General features: G+C 78.4%; 19 protein-coding genes and 1 riboswitch. Of the genes, 8 read left to right on the forward strand and 11 right to left on the reverse strand.

Annotated elements, in window-relative coordinates; genetic code table 11:
• Positions 1 to 26: 26 nt before the first annotated feature.
• From WDZ17_RS12370 to WDZ17_RS12390, 5 genes are all read right to left on the reverse strand, one after another.
• The gene (locus tag WDZ17_RS12370; protein ID WP_339575469.1) at positions 27 to 1,112 is read right to left on the reverse strand and encodes a hypothetical protein; all 1,086 of its coding nucleotides are present in this window, start codon (positions 1,110 to 1,112) and stop codon (positions 27 to 29) included.
• Positions 1,109 to 1,648, reverse strand: a complete 540-nt coding sequence (locus WDZ17_RS12375) for a signal peptidase I (RefSeq protein WP_339575470.1) — start codon at positions 1,646 to 1,648, stop codon at positions 1,109 to 1,111. Before WDZ17_RS12375 ends, WDZ17_RS12370 begins: the two co-directional genes overlap by 4 nt.
• Before the next feature lie 31 nt (positions 1,649 to 1,679).
• The gene (locus WDZ17_RS12380) at positions 1,680 to 2,489 is read right to left on the reverse strand and encodes a SipW-dependent-type signal peptide-containing protein (protein ID WP_339575471.1); all 810 of its coding nucleotides are present in this window, start codon (positions 2,487 to 2,489) and stop codon (positions 1,680 to 1,682) included.
• Between the two features lie 199 nt (positions 2,490 to 2,688).
• The gene (locus tag WDZ17_RS12385) at positions 2,689 to 2,835 is read right to left on the reverse strand and encodes a hypothetical protein (protein ID WP_339575472.1); all 147 of its coding nucleotides are present in this window, start codon (positions 2,833 to 2,835) and stop codon (positions 2,689 to 2,691) included.
• A gap of 3 nt (positions 2,836 to 2,838) precedes the next feature.
• Positions 2,839 to 3,117: a DUF4235 domain-containing protein gene (locus tag WDZ17_RS12390; RefSeq protein WP_339575473.1), complete on the reverse strand. Its 279-nt coding sequence runs from the start codon at positions 3,115 to 3,117 to the stop codon at positions 2,839 to 2,841.
• Between the two features lie 248 nt (positions 3,118 to 3,365).
• On the opposite strand from WDZ17_RS12390, the gene WDZ17_RS12395 reads away from it, so the two are divergent.
• The 6 genes from WDZ17_RS12395 to WDZ17_RS12420 all read left to right on the forward strand — a co-directional run bounded on the left by WDZ17_RS12395 (position 3,366) and on the right by WDZ17_RS12420 (position 9,157).
• On the forward strand, positions 3,366 to 3,536 hold the full coding sequence (locus tag WDZ17_RS12395) for a DUF1059 domain-containing protein (RefSeq protein ID WP_339575474.1): 171 nt from the start codon (positions 3,366 to 3,368) through the stop codon (positions 3,534 to 3,536).
• A gap of 59 nt (positions 3,537 to 3,595) precedes the next feature.
• Entirely contained in the window at positions 3,596 to 4,639 is a 1,044-nt protein-coding gene (locus tag WDZ17_RS12400; protein ID WP_339575475.1) for an EAL domain-containing protein, read from the forward strand.
• Between the two features lie 79 nt (positions 4,640 to 4,718).
• Positions 4,719 to 4,825: riboswitch (TPP riboswitch) on the forward strand.
• 94 nt (positions 4,826 to 4,919) lie between these two features.
• On the forward strand, positions 4,920 to 5,534 hold the full coding sequence (locus WDZ17_RS12405; RefSeq protein ID WP_339575476.1) for an ECF transporter S component: 615 nt from the start codon (positions 4,920 to 4,922) through the stop codon (positions 5,532 to 5,534).
• Between the two features lie 71 nt (positions 5,535 to 5,605).
• Positions 5,606 to 7,156, forward strand: coding sequence for an ABC transporter ATP-binding protein (locus tag WDZ17_RS12410; RefSeq protein WP_339575477.1), 1,551 nt, complete (start codon positions 5,606 to 5,608; stop codon positions 7,154 to 7,156).
• Between the two features lie 116 nt (positions 7,157 to 7,272).
• The gene (locus tag WDZ17_RS12415; protein ID WP_339575478.1) at positions 7,273 to 8,058 is read left to right on the forward strand and encodes an energy-coupling factor transporter transmembrane component T family protein; all 786 of its coding nucleotides are present in this window, start codon (positions 7,273 to 7,275) and stop codon (positions 8,056 to 8,058) included.
• 241 nt (positions 8,059 to 8,299) lie between these two features.
• Entirely contained in the window at positions 8,300 to 9,157 is an 858-nt protein-coding gene (locus WDZ17_RS12420) for a GNAT family N-acetyltransferase (RefSeq protein ID WP_339575479.1), read from the forward strand.
• Positions 9,158 to 9,225: 68 nt separating this feature from the next.
• On the opposite strand, the gene WDZ17_RS12425 is transcribed toward WDZ17_RS12420, so the two are convergent.
• From WDZ17_RS12425 to WDZ17_RS12440, 4 genes are all read right to left on the reverse strand, one after another.
• On the reverse strand, positions 9,226 to 10,533 hold the full coding sequence (locus WDZ17_RS12425) for an endonuclease/exonuclease/phosphatase family protein (RefSeq protein ID WP_339575480.1): 1,308 nt from the start codon (positions 10,531 to 10,533) through the stop codon (positions 9,226 to 9,228).
• A 61-nt stretch (positions 10,534 to 10,594) separates the two neighbouring features.
• A complete protein-coding gene (gene fdhA, locus WDZ17_RS12430) occupies positions 10,595 to 11,815 on the reverse strand; it encodes a formaldehyde dehydrogenase, glutathione-independent (RefSeq protein ID WP_339575481.1) in 1,221 nt (406 codons plus the stop codon).
• A gap of 93 nt (positions 11,816 to 11,908) precedes the next feature.
• The gene (locus WDZ17_RS12435; RefSeq protein ID WP_339575482.1) at positions 11,909 to 12,685 is read right to left on the reverse strand and encodes a maleylpyruvate isomerase N-terminal domain-containing protein; all 777 of its coding nucleotides are present in this window, start codon (positions 12,683 to 12,685) and stop codon (positions 11,909 to 11,911) included.
• An 87-nt stretch (positions 12,686 to 12,772) separates the two neighbouring features.
• Positions 12,773 to 13,264 (reverse strand): DnaJ family domain-containing protein, encoded by a 492-nt coding sequence (locus WDZ17_RS12440; protein ID WP_339575483.1) that lies wholly within the window; start codon positions 13,262 to 13,264, stop codon positions 12,773 to 12,775.
• A gap of 332 nt (positions 13,265 to 13,596) precedes the next feature.
• Here WDZ17_RS12440 and WDZ17_RS12445 point away from each other — a divergent pair, with 332 nt between their 5' ends.
• Complete coding sequence (locus WDZ17_RS12445; RefSeq protein WP_339575484.1) at positions 13,597 to 14,292, forward strand: hypothetical protein; 696 nt, start codon at positions 13,597 to 13,599, stop codon at positions 14,290 to 14,292.
• Between the two features lie 254 nt (positions 14,293 to 14,546).
• Positions 14,547 to 14,750: a cold-shock protein gene (locus WDZ17_RS12450; RefSeq protein ID WP_339575485.1), complete on the forward strand. Its 204-nt coding sequence runs from the start codon at positions 14,547 to 14,549 to the stop codon at positions 14,748 to 14,750.
• Positions 14,751 to 14,861: 111 nt separating this feature from the next.
• On the opposite strand, the gene WDZ17_RS12455 is transcribed toward WDZ17_RS12450, so the two are convergent.
• Positions 14,862 to 15,197: a VOC family protein gene (locus WDZ17_RS12455; RefSeq protein ID WP_339575486.1), complete on the reverse strand. Its 336-nt coding sequence runs from the start codon at positions 15,195 to 15,197 to the stop codon at positions 14,862 to 14,864.
• A 227-nt stretch (positions 15,198 to 15,424) separates the two neighbouring features.
• Positions 15,425 to 16,870: an HNH endonuclease signature motif containing protein gene (locus WDZ17_RS12460; protein WP_339575487.1), complete on the reverse strand. Its 1,446-nt coding sequence runs from the start codon at positions 16,868 to 16,870 to the stop codon at positions 15,425 to 15,427.
• Positions 16,871 to 17,053 lie beyond the last annotated feature (183 nt).

Raw genomic sequence — 17,053 nt, forward strand, 5'->3', positions numbered from 1 at the left:
TCGGCCGGCTGCCCCGCGAGCGTCCCTCATCGCGGGCACCGCCGGCGCCGGGCCGCCGCGAGCGCTCCCGGAGCGGTGCGCAGCGTCAGCCCGGCGAGCACGGCGCCGCCGGCGAGCCCGAGGAGCGGCAGCACCTCGAGGCCGGTGCGCGCGAGCCGGCCGGGCAGGCCTGCGCCGGCCGGGGCCGGTGCCCCGGGGCCCGTCGGCGCGAGGGGTGAGGCGGCGGGGACGACGACGGGTCCGGTCCCGCTCGGGAGCGGGTCGCCGACGGCTGCCGTCCCCCCGGGGGTGGCCGGCGTCGCCCCGCCGGGGGGCGCTGCCGTCCCGGGGCCCCCGGGGCCTCCCGGGCTCCCGGGGCCCCCGGGGCCCCCGGGGGTCGAGGGGTCGGGTGCGGTGCCGTCCAGGTCCGGGTCCGGCACGGGGGTGGTGGCGCCCGGGTCGGGCACGGGACCGGGGGTCGGGTCGGGGGTCGGCCCGGGGGTCGGCGCGGGGGTCGGCGTGGGACCGGGCACGGGGTCGAGCTCGTCGCCGGTCGCGGTGATGCCGAGGCCGAAGTGCGCCCGGGTGCCCTGCAGCTCGTCGGGGGCGTCCTCGGGCAGCCGCAGGCACAGCAGCAGGTGCGCGCCGGTCGTGGGGGAGATGCTGCGGTAGGGCAGCAGGAGGGTGGGGTCCACGTCGGCCAGGGGCTCGGAGAGCACGCGCGTCCGGCCGGCCCCGCAGGCCGCGGTCGAGGCCGCGACGGGGTGGACGCGAGGGTCCACCCCCGTCCACGCCTCGTCGCAGGACAGCAGCACGAGGCGCAGCCCCTGCGGGTGGGCGACCATCCGGCCGGAGGCCGCGACCTGCAGCACGACGGCACCCAGGGGGGCGCCCTCCAGGTCGACGTCGACGCGCCAGTGCACCTGCGTGCCCGGGCTGAGCCGCCCGAGCTGGGTGGTGTCCACCGTCGAGCGCACCCGCAGGACGTCGACGACCTCGCGCTCCGGCCCGGCCGCGGACTCCGCCGCCGCGGACGCCGCCGCCACGGGGGCCGCCGCCGCGGGGACCGCGCCGAGCGCGCCCACCAGGGCCAGCCCGAGAGCGGCGACGGGCGGGGGCAGCCGGCGCCTCACGTCGTCACCCGCGTGCCCGCGCGGCCGCGCTGCTCGTCGGCGTCCGCGCGCGGCCAGGCGGCGCTCGTCACCAGCACGGCGACGAGCAGCGTCGCGCCCCCCAGGACGGGGGGCGTGCGCAGGTGCTCCGCGACGGCGCCGAGGCCCTCCGCGGACCAGACGACCCGCCCGACGCGGTCGACCGCGTAGGGCGCCGGGTCCGGCACCGCGTTCGCGTCCCCCTGCAGCTCCAGCAGGGTGCCACCGGCCGTCGTGGGGTCGGCGGTCGTGCGCACGACGCGGTGGGTGATCGGCAGCTGCCCCGCCCCGCGCTCGACCGTCACGACGTCGCCGACGACGACGTCGCGTGCGTCCACCTGCCGGACGACGGCGAGCGAGCCGGTCGGCATCGTGGGCGCCATCGAGCCCGTGCGGAAGACGACGAGGGAGGCGTCGAGGACGGCGCCCAGCACGACGAGCACCAGGCACGCCGTCCCGAGGACGGCCGCGGTCGTCAGGACCGCCTCGCGCGCCCCGTGCAGGACCTTCGAGCTCATCGGAGCACCCCGGTCGGCCGGCGGCCGGGGCTCAGACCGACTGGCTGTCGAAGGCCCACGCCGGGGAGACGCCGCGACCCTGCAGGGAGTCGGACGAGCCACCGGGCAGGGTGATGGCGAAGCAGAGGTCCACGGCCTCGCCGGGGGCGTCGTCGGTGCCGGCGGACAGCTGCAGCGCCCCGGGCACCGAGCCGGCGGCGAGGCCGGACCCGCTCGCCACCAGCGACGTCCCGGCCGGCGACCCCGGCGCGAAGGCCGCCGCGCCGCAGGCACCGCGCTCGACGCCCGAGCGCACGGCGTAGCGCAGGGCGGAGAAGAACAGGTCGTCGCCGGAGCCCTTGACGGCGCCCCGGAGCGTCACGGACGCGGCGGCGCTCCCGGCCGTCGTCCGCAGCTGCATGGGCGCGTACACGACGTCGCCGGGCGACAGCGAGGTCGCCGCGAGCGGGGTGAAGGCGAGGGTCCCCGCGAGCTCCTGCCGCTCGCGGTCGACGAACTGCCCGGCGCCGGAGGCCGCAGCCGCGGTGGCGGTGGTGGAGGCGGCGGCGAAGCGGGCGCCGCCCCCGGCGCCGTCCCACACGTTCTGCTGGACCTCGAAGACGCCCGCGGCGACGTCCTCGCCGCCGGCGCCGCCGGCGCCGAAGACCCACTCGGTGTCCGTCCACGAGGCGAGGGTCACGGCCGAGCCGACGCCCACCACGAGGCCGCCGGCCAGGAGCGCCCGCAGGCGCCCGGTCCGGCGACGCCGCTGGTCGCCGCCGGTCGTCCAGCGGTAGCCCGCCGCCTCGGCCCGGCCGGCCTCCACCTGCGTCGTGCTCGTCACCTGCGTCGTGGTGCTCATCGGTCCCCCCCGGAGTGCGGCGCCGGGGCTGCTCCCCGGCTCTCTCGTCACCACCAGGTCTCGGCGCCCGGGAAGACCGACTTCTGTCGTTGAATCATGGACCTCACCCGCCCGGCGCACCGCCGGGTGGCGCGGACGACGCGGGCGTGCCCGGACCCGGCGCCGGGCGGACGCGCTCCACGTCGGCCCTCCCGCCCCGTCAGGTGATGGCCTCCAGGAGGGCCCGGAGCACCGGGACCAGCGTGGGGATCAGCGCGCCGACGAGCCCCAGCACGAGGAGGGCGGCGAGGACCTTGGCGCCCGGGGCGGGTCCGCCGTCCGTGCCGCGCAGCGTGCGCAGGACCACGGGTCAGTGCGCCTCGTCGAGGGTCCCCGGCAGGCGCCCGGTGCTCCGGCGGAAGTACGAGGCGGCGTTGCGCCGCCAGGCGAGCCGCGCGACCCCGACCACGGCCCCGGACAGCAGCGCCCAGGCCACGGCCTCCCCCCAGGACGTCTCGTCCGACTCGGGGTTGAGCGGTGGCTCGCCGCCGAGGCTCTTGCGCCAGACCGTGGTGAGCACCTTGTTGGCGGCGATGCCGGCGGCGATCGCGCCCCCCGTGCCCAGCAGCTTGAACAGCTTGTCTCCCATGGCGGGACACCCTTCCGCCGGGGAGGACGCCGGGCAAGCTCGCGTCGCCCGCGACTGCCCCCGGAGGGTCGCCGGTGCCGCGCCGACAGGCCGTGTTCCTCACTCAGCGTCTGCAGTCCGGACAGGGAGTGGTCAAATGGGGTCCGTAGGGCGAGCCTTGACCACTGCCGCGTCCGCAGCGGACCTCCGGAGGGGACGGAGGTCCGTGGCCGAGGCAGGGCAGGCGAGGGGCTCAAGGAGGTCCAGGCGTGAAGGCGTTCCGCTGCGGCGACGTGGTCCCGGGCTGCTCCGAGACGTTCCGGGGCGAGACGGCGGAGGAGGTCCTCCAGGACGTCGTCGAGCACGCGAGCCGTGACCACGGCGTCACGGTGGACGACGCGCTCGAGGACGAGGTCCTCGCCCGGGTGCGCGAATCGTGACGGTCTCCTCGGCGACGGCCACGGGCCCGGTCGCTGCGCCCGCGCCCCGCAGGACGACGGTGGCGCCCGCCGTGGCCGTGGCCGCCGTGCTGGCCGACCCGTCGCTGCTGCGGTGCGCCGTCCAGCCGCTCGTGGACCTCGAGCGCGCCGTCGTCGCCGGCTGGGAGGTGCTCGCCCGGGTCGACGAGCGGCTGGGGACCGGCCCGGCCGAGCTCTTCGCCGCGGCGCAGGACCCGGACGCCCTCGGCGCCCTGCACGTGCTGGCGCTCCGGGAGGCACGCCGGCTGCGGCCGGACGTGCCGCCCGACACCTTCCTGTCCGTCAACGTGGACCCCCGCGCGCTCGCCGACGCGGAGGTGCTCGAGGAGCTGGAGGAGTGGGGCGACCTCGGCGGCGTCGTGGTCGAGGTGCTCGAGGGCCTGTGGCCGGACGACCCGCGGCCCGTCCTCGAGGGCCTCGACGCCGTGCGCTCCGCCGGCGGCACCGTGGCCCTCGACGACGTCGGCGCCGGGTGGTCCGGCCTGTCGCGGCTGCTCGAGGTCCGCCCGTCGGTCGTCAAGCTCGACCGCGGCGTGGTCGCACGCCTGGGGACGGACCCGGCCGCCGAAGCGACGGTCCGCGCGGTGGGGGAGCTCGCGGCCGCGCTCGACGCCTGGGTCTGCCTCGAGGGCGTCGAGCAGCCCGAGCAGCTCCTCACGGCGCGGCGCCTGCACGTGCCTCTCGTGCAGGGCTTCCTCCTGGGCCGCCCCGCGCCCGCCTGGCCCGTGGCCGACCTCGCCCGGGTGCGGGACCTCGGCGCGCCGGCGCGGCGTCCCTCCGGCCTGGGGGCGCTGCTCCTCGACCCCGCGCCGGGCCAGCTGGACCTGGACCCGGGCGGTCGGCCCCGCGCCGTCGTCGCGGCCCAGCCCGACGGCACCCCCTGGTGCCACCCCGTGACGACGCTGTCGCCGGACACCGACCCCCGGGCCGCCCTGGCGCGTGCGATGGCCCGTCCGGCCCCCGACCGCTTCGCCCCGCTCGTCGTGACCGCGGGCGACGGGCGGGTCGTCGGCGTCGTGAACGTCGAGGTGCTCGCCACCGCCGTCGCCACGGCGGGCTGCTGACCGCCGGGGCCTCCGGCACGGCCGGCACCCGTCGACCGCCGCCCGCGGGCGGCGCCCCACGGCGCGGGGCTACGCTCCCCCCGAACGACAGGGGAGCGCCGACCGGCGCTGAGAGTGCGGCGGGAGCCGCAGACCCTCGAACCTGAACCGGTTAGCACCGGCGGAGGGAGTCGGGACTCGTCGCCGTCGCGCGTCGACCCGTAGGCGTGGGAGAACCGCGCCCGCCGGGCCGGCGGGCGCGCGGCGTCCCCCTCGTGCACCGCACGGGAGGAGAACCACCATGAGCACGACCAGCAGGAGCACCACCAGGGCCCGCGGGGCGAGCGGCCGCTGGCGCGTCGTCGACATCGTCGTCTGCGCCGTCGTCGCGGTCGCCGCCGGCGTCGTCCTGTGGGCGTGGGGGGCGGCGTCGAACACCGTCGGCGCACCGCTGGCCTTCCTCCCGCCGCTGGCGGCCGTGCTGAACGGCGGCTACCTGCTCCCCGCCCTCCTCGGCGGCCTCGTGGTCCGCCGGCCCGGGGCCGCGCTCTTCGCCGAGGTGGTCGCGGGCCTGGTCTCGATGCTGATCGGCACCCAGTGGGGCGTGACGGTGCTCGTCTGGGCCGTGGTCCAGGGGCTGGCCGCGGAGCTCGGCTTCGCGCTGCTCGGCTACCGCCGCTGGGGCCTGGTCGCCGCCCTGCTGGCCGGGGCGCTCGCGGGCGTGGCCGTGGGCCTGATGGACACCACCTTCTCCTACCCCGCGTGGGAGCTCGGCTACAAGGTCGTCTACCTCGTCCTGTCCGTCGTCTCGGGCCTCGTCCTCGCGGGCGCCCTCGCCCACGTCGTCGTCCGTGCCCTCGCGCGGACGGGGGCGCTGTCCGGCGTCGCGTCCGGCCGGTCCGGGACGCGGGTCTGAGCCGCGCCGGCGTTCCCACCACCGGGTCCACCACCGGGTCCACCACCGGGCCCACCACCGGGCCCGCCGCCGTGCGGGCCCGTGGGTTCGGGTGGCGGCACGGCGGCCGTCGGGCGCACGCGCTGCGCGGCGTCGACCTCGACGTCGCGCCGGGGGAGCGGGTCCTGCTGCTCGGTCCGTCGGGCTCGGGCAAGTCGACGCTCCTCGCCGCGCTCGCCGGCGTGCTCGCGGGCGGTCCCCCCGGGGCCGGGGGGGCCGACGACGGGGAGCGGGAGGGGGAGCTGCTCGTCGGCGGCGCCCCGGCGGGAGCGCGCCGCGGCCGGGCGGGGCTCGTGCTCCAGGACCCGGAGAGCCAGGTCGTGCTCTCCCGCCTGGGCGACGACGTCGCCTTCGGCGCGGAGAACCTCGCCGTCCCGCGGGAGGAGATCTGGCCGCGCGTGCGCGCGGCGCTCGACGCCGTCGGGCTCGACCTCCCGCTCGACCACCCGACGGCGGCGCTGTCCGGCGGGCAGAAGCAACGTCTGGCGCTCGCCGGCGCCCTCGCGATGCGACCGGGGCTGCTGCTGCTCGACGAGCCGACCGCCAACCTCGACCCCGCGGGCGTCGTCGAGGTGCGGGACGCCGTCGTCGCGGCGCTGCGGCGGACGGGGGCGACGCTCGTCGTCGTCGAGCACCGGGTGGCCGTCTGGGCCGACGTCGTCGACCGCGTGGTGGTGCTCGGGCGTCCCGCGGACGGCGAGGCCGTCGTCGCCGACGGCCCGCCCGAGCAGGTGCTCCGCGCCCACGGCGACGCCCTGGCCGCCCGGGGCGTCTGGGTGCCCCAGCGCTTCCGCGCCGGTCCGCCCGCCCCCGCGTGGACGCCGCCGGCCGTCGGGGACGTGCTGCTGCACGCCCGCTCCCTCGCGTGCGCCCGCCCCGGCGGCCCTGTGGCGGTGCGCTCGGCCGACCTGGACCTGCCGGCCGCCTCCGTCACCGCGCTGACGGGTGCCAACGGGGCCGGCAAGACCACGCTCGCCCTGACCCTCGCCGGCCTCCTCGAGCCCGTCGGCGGCGGCGTCGAGGCCTCGCCGGGGCTGGCCGGGGACCTCGGGGTCTCGCCGTGGGGCTGGCGCTCGCGCGAGCTGCTGCGCCGGGTCGGGACGGTCTTCCAGGACCCGGAGCACCAGCTGCTCACCGCGACCGTCGCCGACGAGCTCGCGCACGGGCCGCGGCGGCTCGGCGTGCCCGAGGCGCAGGTGCGGGCGCGCACCGACGAGCTGCTCGAGCGCCTCGGCCTCGCCGCCCTCGCCCGTGCGCACCCCTTCACGCTCTCCGGCGGCGAGAAGCGCCGCCTGTCCGTCGCGACCGCCCTGGCGACCGGCCCGCGCGTCGTCGTCCTCGACGAGCCGACCTTCGGCCAGGACGCGCGCACCTGGGCCGAGCTCGTCGCCCTCCTGCGCGAGCTCGTCGAGGGCGGGGCCGCGCTGCTCGCCGTGACCCACGACGCCGAGCTCGTCGCCGCCACCGGCGCCCGGGTGCACCACCTCGAGCCGCCGGACCCCGCCGTGCCGCTGGCGCAGCGGCCGGACGGGCCCGCGCCGAGCCGCGGCCGGCGGCTCCGGCGGGGGCGGGGGCGGGCGTGAGCACGGCTCCCCGAGCCACCGGCCCGTGCTCCTGCGGCCCGTGCTCCTCCGGCCCGTGCTCCTGCGACGCGACCGCCTCCGGCCCGGCCTCCTCCGGCGCGTCGCTCGGCGGTCCCGTGGGGTCCGTCCGCGCGACGCCGCTCACGCGCGCCAACCCGCTCGCCCTGCTGGCCGGGGGCGCCGTCGTCGCGGTCTGCCTGCTGCTCACCGTCGACGTCGTCAGCGCCGGCGTGGCGCTCCTGCTGGAGCTCCCGCTGCTGCCCCTCGCCGGTCTGGGTGCCCGGGCGCTGGTCGTCCGGCTGCTGCCCGTCCTCGTCGCCGCCGTCCCCGCCGGTCTGGTGACCACGGTGATCGGCCGGGACGCCGGTGAGGTCCTGCTCGGCGGCGGCCCGCTCACGGTGACCGAGGGCTCGCTCGAGCTCGGCGTCGCCACGCTGCTGCGCGTCCTCGCCGTCGGGGTGCCCGGCGTCCTCCTGCTCGTCGCGGCGGACCCGACGGACCTCGGCGACGCCCTGGCGCAGCGTCTGCGCCTGCCGTCGCGGTTCGTCCTCGGCGGGCTGGCGGGGCTGCGGCTCGCGGGCCTGCTCGTCGTCGAGTGGCGGACGCTGACGCTCGCGCGCCGCGCCCGTGGGCTCGGCGACGCGCGGGGCCCGCTCGCCGGTGCCCGGGTGGCCGGCGGCCAGGCCTTCGCCCTGCTCGTCCTCGCCCTGCGGCGGGCCACCCGGCTGGCCACGGCGATGGAGGCGCGGGGCTTCGGGGTGCCGGGGGCCCCGCGGACGTGGGCTCGCCGCAGCACCTTCGCCGCCCGCGACGCCGGCGTGGTCCTCGGGTGCGTGCTGCTCGCGGCGGCGGCGACCGGCGCCGCGGTCTGGGCGGGGACGTGGTCGCCCGTCGTCGGGTGACCCCGTGCCCACGACCCCGTGCCCACGACCCCGTGCCCACGACCCCGGGCCGACGACCCCGGGCCGACGACCCCGGACCGACGACCCCGGGCCGACGACCCCGGGCCGACCGGGCTCGTGCGCCGGTCGGGCCCTCCCGGGGGCCCGGCGCGTCACACGGCGGAAACACGGCGTGACCCCCGGGGAACACGGCTCGTGCACCGTGAGGCGCGTCACACCGGCTGAGCCGCAGGAGGACCCCGTGAGCGCCATGACCGCAGTGCCCGCCCCCCGCCCCGCTGCGACCACGAGCGCCGCCCGTGCCGCGGCGATGGCGAGCCACCCCGCCGGTGGCGTCCGGCGGCGCCGGACCCGCCCCAGCCGGGCGCTGCCCCGGCGCAGCGCACCCGCGCCGCTGCCCGTCCGCGAGGGGCTTGCGCTCGCCCGCCGGCCCTGGCAGCTGCGGCCGGAGGGTCCGGGGCTCTCGCCCACCGCCCTCGGCGAGGACGCGCCGGTCGACGTCCTGCAGGGCCTGTCGAGCCGGTCGGCCGTGGGCGCCGGCGCCGGCGAGGGGACGGAGCAGGTCCTGGTGGTGCGCGGTGCCGTGCCCGCCGACCTCGCCGCCCTGGCGGCGATGCACGGCCGCTGCACCGGGACCACCCTGCTGCAGCGCTACCGCGCCGGCGGCCGAGCCCCGTCGCTCACGGCGCTCACGGCGCTGCTCGCCGAGCCGCTCGTGGTCGTCGCGCTCGCCGGCCCCCGCCACGTCGTCGCCGTGGCCACCGCCCACGTGGGCGTGCGCCCCGGCACCGACTTCACGACGGAGATGGGGGTGCTCGTCGAGGACGGCTGGCAGGCCCGCGGGGTCGGCAGCGCGCTGGCGCGTCACACCGCCGCCGCGCTGCGGCACCTCGGCTACGGCCAGGTCACGACGACCGCGGCGACGGCGTCGCTGCCGCTGTCCCGCGTCATGGAACGGATCGGGACCACGCGTCACGGCCACGCCGCCGACGGGGGCGCGCAGATCTCCGCCCGGCTCGAGGCGAGCGCCCTCGACGGGCTGGCCGGTGGGGCCCTGGTCACCACCGCCCCGGGTGCGACGACGACCGCGGCCCTCTAGCGCTCCGGCCCCGGGACCATCCCTCGGTCCCCTCGGTCCCCTCGGTCCCCTCGGTCCTCTCGCCGCCGTCAGCCGGTCGGACGCGGGCGCAGCAGCGCCGTGAGGGCTCGGTGGTCGCTCGCGCCGACCCGGTCGACGGCCGCGTCGACGGCCGACCAGGAGCCGGCGTCCGCCAGGACGTGGTCGATCGGGGCGGTCAGCGGCACCGGCAGGCTGCTCGGCCACGTCCCGCCGGGGGCGTCGGCCCCGCCGCCCCCGTCGTCGCCGCCCCCGTCGTCGTCGGCCCCGTCGTCGTCGGGCCCGTCGCCGCCGTGGAGGCCCTCCCCGGCCGCGGCGTCGACGCAGGTCGTCGTGCGCAGGACGGCGTGGTCCGGCGTCACGTTGAGGTCCCCCGCGACGACCCCACCGGGCAGGCGGTCGCACAGGCCCACGGCCGCGGCCGTCTCCGACCGCCACCGGCCCATGTCGAAGAGGAGCGGCAGGGCGGGCAGCGTGTGCACGGCGGCCAGCGGCGGTCCGTCGCCGTCCGCGGGCACCGCGACGACGGCACCGCCCAGCAGCCGTGGGGGCGCGGGGACCCCCGGACCGGCCTCCTCCTTGATGGTGCCGTCCGAGCTGGTGCCGTCCGAGCTGGTGCCGTCCGAGGTGGTCCCCTCCGACGTGGTCCCGTCCGGGCCCACGGCCGTGTAGCGACCCAGGTCCTCGCTGACGAGCAGCCGCGTGTTCGCCTCCACGAAGGGCAGCAGCAGCCCCGTGCCGCCCAGGCGCAGGGCTGGCCCGTCGACCGGGGCCGCGGAGAGCAGCTGGACCGGTCGCCCTGCGGCGGCGAGGCCGTCCGCGACCTGCTGCGCCAGCTCCTCGGGGGCCTCGGTGAGGGCGACCACGTCGGCGTCCCGGCGCAGCGCCAGGTCCACCACCTCGTCGGCCGGGGTGCCGCGGGGACCGACGTTGAAGGTCGTCACCACGAGGTCACCGGGCTGCCGTCCGGGCAGGGGACGGCCGTCACCGGCGGCGCCGAGGGCCGGCGGCGGGGTCCGGGCCAGCAGGACGGCGCCCTGGCCGACCCCCGTGACCGCGAGGCAGGCGACGAGGACGAGCAGCGGCACCGGCCACCGCCGCAGGCGCCGCCGCCGGCGGACCCGCACGGCCGCGGCGACCAGTGCCAGCAGCACCGCCAGCGCCAGCGCCAGCGCGCCCGCGGCGGCGCGGAGGGTCACGAGCTGGGCCCACGGCGTGAGCATCGACAGGCCGACGCGCGCCGGGTCCAGCGACGCCAGGGCCCCGGCGCCCACCACGACCACCGCGACCCACGCCAGGGCCAGACCGACCCGGTCGGCACGGGGGCGGCGCGGCGGACGGGGCCGGGGCGGGGGCACGCCGCGAGCCTGCCCGAGGCCCGCCCGACCGGGAGCACCGGCCGGGCGGGCGGTCACCCGCTCAGGCGGCGGGCACCATGCCGTGCGGGTCGAGCACGAACTTCTGCGCCACGCCGCTGTCGAACTCCGCGTACCCGCGGGGGGCGTCCTCGAGCGGGATGACCGTGGCGTTGACGGCCTTCGCGATCTGCACCTTGTCGTGGAGGATCGCCTGCATCAGCCGGCGGTTGTAGCGCATGACGGGGCACTGGCCCGTCGTGAAGGACAGCGACTTCGCCCACCCGGTGCCGAGGCTCAGGGACAGCGAGCCCTTCTTGGCCGCCTCGTCGACGCCGCCAGGGTCCCCCGTGACGTAGAGCCCCGGGATGCCGAGGGCGCCGCCCGCCGCGGTGACCTCCATGAGGGAGTTGAGCACCGTCGCGGGCGCCTCGTGGCTCGACCCCTCGCCGTGCCCGCGCGCCTCGAAGCCGACGGCGTCGACGCCGCAGTCGACCTCGGGCACCCCGAGGACCTGCTCGATCTGGTCCTTCGGGTCGCCCTTGCTGACGTCGACGGTCTCGCAGCCGAAGCTGCGGGCCTGGGCGAGGCGGCGCTCGTCGAGGTCGCCCACGAGGACGACGGCCGCCCCGAGCAGCTGCGCGCCGACCGCCGCCGCGAGCCCCACGGGCCCGGCCCCGGCGATGTAGACGGTCGAGCCGGGCCCCACCCCGGCCGTCACCGCGCCGTGGAAGCCCGTGGGGAAGATGTCGGAGAGCATCGTGAGGTCGCGGATCTTCTCCAGCGCCTGGTCCCGGTCGGGGAAGGGCAGGAGGTTCCAGTCCGCGTAGGGGACGACGACGTAGTCGGCCTGGCCGCCGACCCACCCGCCCATGTCGACGTAGCCGTAGGCCGAGCCAGGGCGGTCGGGGTTGACGTTGAGGCAGATGCCCGTCTTGCCCTCCTTGCACATGCGGCAGCGGCCGCAGGCGATGTTGAAGGGCACCGAGCAGATGTCGCCCGTGCGGATGAACTCCACGCCCGGGCCGGTCTCGACGACCTCGCCGGTGATCTCGTGCCCGAGGACGAGGCCCGCGGGCGCCGTCGTCCGGCCGCGGACCATGTGCTGGTCGCTGCCGCAGATGTTGCTCGTGACGACCTTGAGGATCGCCGCGTGCGGGAGCTGCCGCCCGACGTTCGCCGGGTTGACGCCCGGCCCGTCCTTCAGCTCGAAGGTGGGGTAGTCGATGTCGACGACCTCGACCTCCCCGGGTCCTCGGTACGTGACCGCGCGGTTACCTGCCATGCCGACCTCCAAGGAGAGCCGGTCGCGTCGTCGCGGCCGGGCCCGGATCGTCGCAGTGCTGCCCGCGCCCCGCCAGGGCGCCCCTGCCGCGGGTCAGAGCGCGTGCGCCTGCGACCACCGGTGCCACGCCGCGGCGTCACCGGACACCTCGACGGGGGCCGGACGCCGCCACAGCGCCAGGAGCAGGGCGACGACGGGCCCGCGCACGACGGCGTCCGGCGCGGCGCCCTCGGTCGGCCCGGTGGCGCGGCCGGCGGCGACGAGGCTGCTGCCGGTGCCGTCCCAGCGCACACGCCACCGCTCGGGCCCGTCGGCGGCCACGAGGTCCAGCAGCACCGGCGCGGCCGGGGCCGACCCGGCCGCTCGCCGGACGACCCCCGGGTTGCGCGGCACGACCTCGAGGTGCTCGGCCACGCCGTCGACCGCGACCGGTCGCGGCACCTCGGGCTCGCGGGCACCGGCGAGGGCGACGTCGGCGGCGTGGACGGCGCTCTCGTGGAGCAGCCGTCGCCGCCAGAACGCCGCGACCGGGCGCGGGCCGAAGGTCCAGACCGGGGCGTCGGGCGCCGTCGTCGTGAGCGCGTCGAGCAGCGAGTCGGCGCTCGTGCGCACCCACGTCCTCGGGTCGGGGCCGGGCGGCGGCACGACGTCGCGGGGGCGCAGGTGCTCCGCGCGGCCGGACCGGAGCATGGCCTCCGCCCACCGGTAGGTGCCGCCGAGGTGATCCAGCAGTGCGGCGAGGTCCCAGCCGGGGCAGCCGGGCACGGGCGCGGCCAGGTCGACGTCCACCGCGGCGGCCAGGAGCCCGTCGACGACGCCCGGCAGCAGCGCGAGGTGGTCCAGCGGCTCTGCGTCGGGTGCGGGGGTCACGCGGGGACGCTCACCGGCCGGGGCCCGGGCGTCAAGCCGGTCGGCCACCGGCGTCCTGCGTGCGCCGCTCCGGCGGCGGGGACGTCGTCAGCGCGTGCGGTGGCGGCGCCACCACGGGCGCCGGGCCGCCGGACGCGTCGGTGCGGGCGGTGCAGGGGACTCCGGCGGCGAGGGGTGGGCCTCGCGCCACCGCCCGAGCTGCACGTCGAGGTCCAGCGGGCCGACGGCCATGGGCGGTCCGGAGGCGGGCCGCAGGTAGGCGTCCCGCAGGCGGCCGTTGAAGTCGGCGACGAGCTCGCGCACCTCCGCCTCGGAGCGGACCGAGGGCAGGAGCGCCCGGAGCTCGGCGCGCTCGCGCCGCATCGCGAGGCTGAGCGGCACGGCGAGGGAGAGGTCGGCGCCCTCGCGCTCCGCCCAGTCGAGGACCCACTGGTGGCTCGTGCGCCGACGGTGCAGGTCCGGGATGGGGCGGCCCTCGCCGCGCAGCCCCGAGAAGGCGCCCCGCGCCTGCGCGTCGCGGATCTGCTGCTCCACCCAGTCCGCCACCGGGACGTCCTGCGGCCTCCTGCGCTCCGCCACCGGCGTCCTCCTCCGCGCTCTCCCGGGCTGTCCTCCCGGGCCCTTCTCGGGGCTGTCCTCCCGGGCTGTCCTCCTGGGCTGTCCTCCGGGGCTGTCCTGCGGGTCCCCGTCCCCGGGCGTGCCGTGCGGTGCGCCCCCGGCGTCGCCCCCGCGTCTCCATCGTCACCCCGTCGTCGCGGTCGTGACGCCCGGGGGTCGGTCCCGTGGTGCTCGGTCCTGAGGCGCTCCCGGTGCTGCTGCCGGACCCGAGGTGCGGGGCGGGCCGCGTAGCGTCGGCGGGACTCGCCGCGGTCGTCGGGGACCCGCGGGCCCGCAGGACGAGGGGACGGCTCGTGGGGCAGCGGGAGGACGAGCCCGAGGAGCCCGGTCGTGGTGGCCCCGCGGCCCCCGGCGGGCTCGGGGGGCTCGTGGGCCGGGCGGACGACGAGGTCCGCAACGACGTCGCGACCACGGCGGTCGTCCTCGGCGTGCTGTCGGTCGTGCTGTCCGTGCTGACGGGCGTGCCCGCGCTCGTCGCCGGGCTCGTCGGGCTCGTGCGCGCGCGCCGGCTCCGGACGGGGGCGGTGCGGTCGGGCGTCGCCGTGGCGCTCGGCGTCGCCTCGGTCGTCGTGGCCGTCGTGGTGGTGCGTGCGGTCGCACCGGCGTGGCAGACGCTGCAGGCGGTCGCAGACGGTCCCGCCGACGACCTGCTGGTCTCCGGCAGCCCGGTGGTCCGCGCCGGTGCCGAAGAAGCCGTCGAGGTCCTCGAGGCGGTGGGGCTCGACCCCGCGTCGCTCCAGTGCACCCCGCCCGCGGTGGGGCTGGACGTCACCGTGACCTGCACCGGCGACGCACCGGTCCCGGACGGCAGGTCGCCGGGGACCGACGGGCCGGACGGGCCCGTCGGGCGCGTCGACGTCGCCGGCTCCTGCCCGGCCACGGTGCTCCGGGGTGAGGCGGTCTGCGACCTCCGCGTCGGCGACGAGCGTCACCGCGTCCGCGTCGTGCTGCGCGACGGCGTCCCCGAGGCCGAGCTGCTGGACGGCTGACGGTCGCGTCGAGGCGTCTCGCGGGACGGGGGCGCGGGACGGGGGGCCGATCTCGTGGCGGACCCGGGGAAGACGTGGCGGCCCGGAGGTGCTAGACATAGCAGGTCGTCCAGTTTCGTGTGTCGTGTCATCCACGCTCGCGGTAACACGGCGGCGGAGCGACCAGGCCCTCGACAGGAGGGGGCCGGTGCCCGCCGTCTGGGTCGGCCGGTCCCGCACGGTGCGGGACCGACACCCCGTGAAGGAGTGGTCACATGGCACAGGGAACCGTGAAGTGGTTCAACCCGGAGAAGGGCTTCGGCTTCATCTCCCCGAGCGACGGCGGCGCTGACGTCTTCGTCCACCACAGCGAGATCGACATGCAGGGCTACCGCACCCTCGACGAGGGTCAGGCCGTCGAGTTCGAGGTGGGCCAGGGTCAGAAGGGCCCCCAGGCGCAGGGCGTCCGCCCCGCCTGAGGCAGCCGCCTCACCAGCACCACCGGAGCCCGTCTCCCCCTCGGGGGGAGGCGGGCTCCGTCGCGTCTGCGGCCGGGTCTCCGGTCGTGGACCGTGAGGACGTGGCCGGTCTCAGGTGCCGGTCACGACGACGCGGTTCCCGTCCGGGTCCTCCAGCGGCAGGATCCGGGCGCCGCCTCCGGGCTGCGGCCCGTCGTGGCGGACGCCGGCGGCCCGCAGGCGCTCGGCGAGCGCGTCGAGGGCGTCGTCGGCGAGGGTGACGCCGGAGCGGCCGGCGCGCGCGGGCTCGGCGTGCACCTGCAGCCCCGCGCCGGTCCCGAGGTGCCACTCCAGCAGGCCCTCCATGGGTCTCGCGTCAGGCCCCCGCTCCCAGAGCGTGGTGTACCAGCGCTCGGCGACGGCGAGGTCGCTCACGGTGACGCCTGCGAGCACTCGGTTCAGGGTCATGGCTGCTCCTGGAGGTGGGGCGGCGTCGCCGCTCAGTCCGCCGCTCGGTCCAGGGAGAGACCGCCGGAGGTCCCTCGGCTCATCGGTCCGTGCCGCTCGACGGCCGACGTGCCCGGTGGTCGAGTTCTCGCGGCGTACCCGGGTAGGTCTCCTCGCCCCGGCGGACGTGCCGCGTGCGTGCCGAGCCCGGCCGTCGGCAGTGACGGGTGTCGGGAGCACCCGTCGGTTCACGCCGCGCAGCCGGGGTCGGCGGGTCGGGGTGGTGCCGCACGAGCGCGGGCGCGCCAGCGGCCGACGAGCGTGCCGAGGCGTGGTGCCCAGGGTGGCGGTGGGACGTGGGGGTCGGTCTGGTCGGGTGGGTGCCAGACGACCTGGGTGCCGCGCAGCTCGCCCCGCCACCCCTGGGCGTGGACGAGGCGGTGGTGGTGGCCGCACAGGACGGTGCCGTTGCGTTCGGAGGTGGTGCCGCCCTGCGACCAGGGCCGTAGGTGGTGCAGGTGGCCCCTGGCGGCCGGGCGGGTGCAGCGGCCGCTGGTGCCGCCACCGCGGCTGGTGGTGAAGGTGCAGGTCTGGTCGCGGTGGCGGATGGCGGTGCGGATGCGGTCGGGGAAGGAGTACGTGGTCCGGCCGACGTCCAGCGGGGTGCCGTCGTCGGAAACGAGGACGGGCACGACCTCGGCGTCGCAGGACAGGAGCTGGGTCTGCTGCCCGGAGACGGGGGCGCCGCCGGGCAGGTGGCCGGGGGCGGCGCCGGGGGTGGCGGGGTCGAGGACGGTGGTCAGGGGCACGGTGACCAGCAGCCGCGGTCGGGAGCTGCTGGTGCCGGTGTGGCCGGCGAGGTGGGCGTCGGCGAGGGTGACGAGGGCGTCGGCCAGGCGCCGGGGGTGGGTGCGGGTGTCGGGGGTGCCGTCGGTGGCGGGTGCCGGGGCGGCGAGGGGTGCCAGGGCGGCGGTGAGGGTGGCGCCGCCGGTCGGGTCCAGGACGCCGGAGAGCAACCAGGTGCCGTCGTCGGTCTGGGTGCAGCGCACGGCGCGCTGCCGGGTCTGTCTGGCCTCGGTGCGGGCGAGGTCGTCGTGGGTGCCGGGGTCCAGGCGGGCGCTCAGGTGCCGGCCGACGTGGGCGAGGCGGCGGGGGTCGAGGTGGGTGGCCTGCTCGAGCAGGAAGGCCTGCGCGTCGGTGCGGGTGGCGGCGTCGACGTCGGGGTGGACGCGGGTCATGGTCGTGTGGATGACGCCGGCCTGGTCGCCGGTCACGTCACCGGCGGCCAGGGCGGTACCGGTGGCGGTCAGCGGTCCCTGCAGCGCGAGGGCTAGGTCGACCCGTCTGCGGGCGTGCTCGGCGCGGGTGGTGGTGGCGCCGACGAGCCAGTCCGCGGTGGACGGTGCCCCGGTGGCCCGGCCGACCGACCGGTCGTCGGCGGCGGCCAGCAGCCGCAGGCGGACGGCGTCCAGGCGGGCGGCCTGCCGTTCCAGCGCGACGACGGCGTCGCGGACCCCGGCGTCGGTGCACCGCCAGACCTCCGCGGTCAGCAGGGCGTCGAGGGTGGCGCTCAGGGCGGTGACGCCGTCCGCGACGGGCACCGGCGAGCCGCAGGCACCGTCACGCGGGGCGGGGGGACCGGGCGCGCCGACGGGCTCCTCGCCCGTCGCGCCGTCCCCCGCCGCCGTGGTCATGCCGCTGACGCTAGGGGCGACCACCGACGACGGGACCGGCGTCGAGTACCGCCCGCAGGCCTGTGACCTGCGACGATGCCGACGGCCACGGACGGGTGACCCCGCTGGACACAAACATCACCCGATCGTGTCCTCAGTCCGTCTCGGTCTGTCGAGGGGCTGTCCCCGTCGTCTCCCGGTCCT

The organism is Pseudokineococcus basanitobsidens (genome assembly GCF_037482545.1).
GTDB classification, from domain to species: Bacteria; Actinomycetota; Actinomycetes; order Actinomycetales; family Quadrisphaeraceae; genus Pseudokineococcus; species Pseudokineococcus basanitobsidens.

What these genes read in the sequence shown, in the direction of transcription:
- WDZ17_RS12375 (WP_339575470.1), bottom strand. Translation starts at nt 1,648, where the DNA reads ATGAGCTCGAAGGTCCTGCACGGGGCGCGCGAGGCGGTCCTGACGACC.
- WDZ17_RS12380 (WP_339575471.1), bottom strand. Translation starts at nt 2,489, where the DNA reads ATGAGCACCACGACGCAGGTGACGAGCACGACGCAGGTGGAGGCCGGC.
- WDZ17_RS12390 (WP_339575473.1), bottom strand. Translation starts at nt 3,117, where the DNA reads ATGGGAGACAAGCTGTTCAAGCTGCTGGGCACGGGGGGCGCGATCGCC.
- WDZ17_RS12405 (WP_339575476.1), top strand. Translation starts at nt 4,920, where the DNA reads ATGAGCACGACCAGCAGGAGCACCACCAGGGCCCGCGGGGCGAGCGGC.
- fdhA (WP_339575481.1), bottom strand. Translation starts at nt 11,815, where the DNA reads ATGGCAGGTAACCGCGCGGTCACGTACCGAGGACCCGGGGAGGTCGAG.
- WDZ17_RS12450 (WP_339575485.1), top strand. Translation starts at nt 14,547, where the DNA reads ATGGCACAGGGAACCGTGAAGTGGTTCAACCCGGAGAAGGGCTTCGGC.
- WDZ17_RS12455 (WP_339575486.1), bottom strand. Translation starts at nt 15,197, where the DNA reads ATGACCCTGAACCGAGTGCTCGCAGGCGTCACCGTGAGCGACCTCGCC.
- WDZ17_RS12460 (WP_339575487.1), bottom strand. Translation starts at nt 16,870, where the DNA reads ATGACCACGGCGGCGGGGGACGGCGCGACGGGCGAGGAGCCCGTCGGC.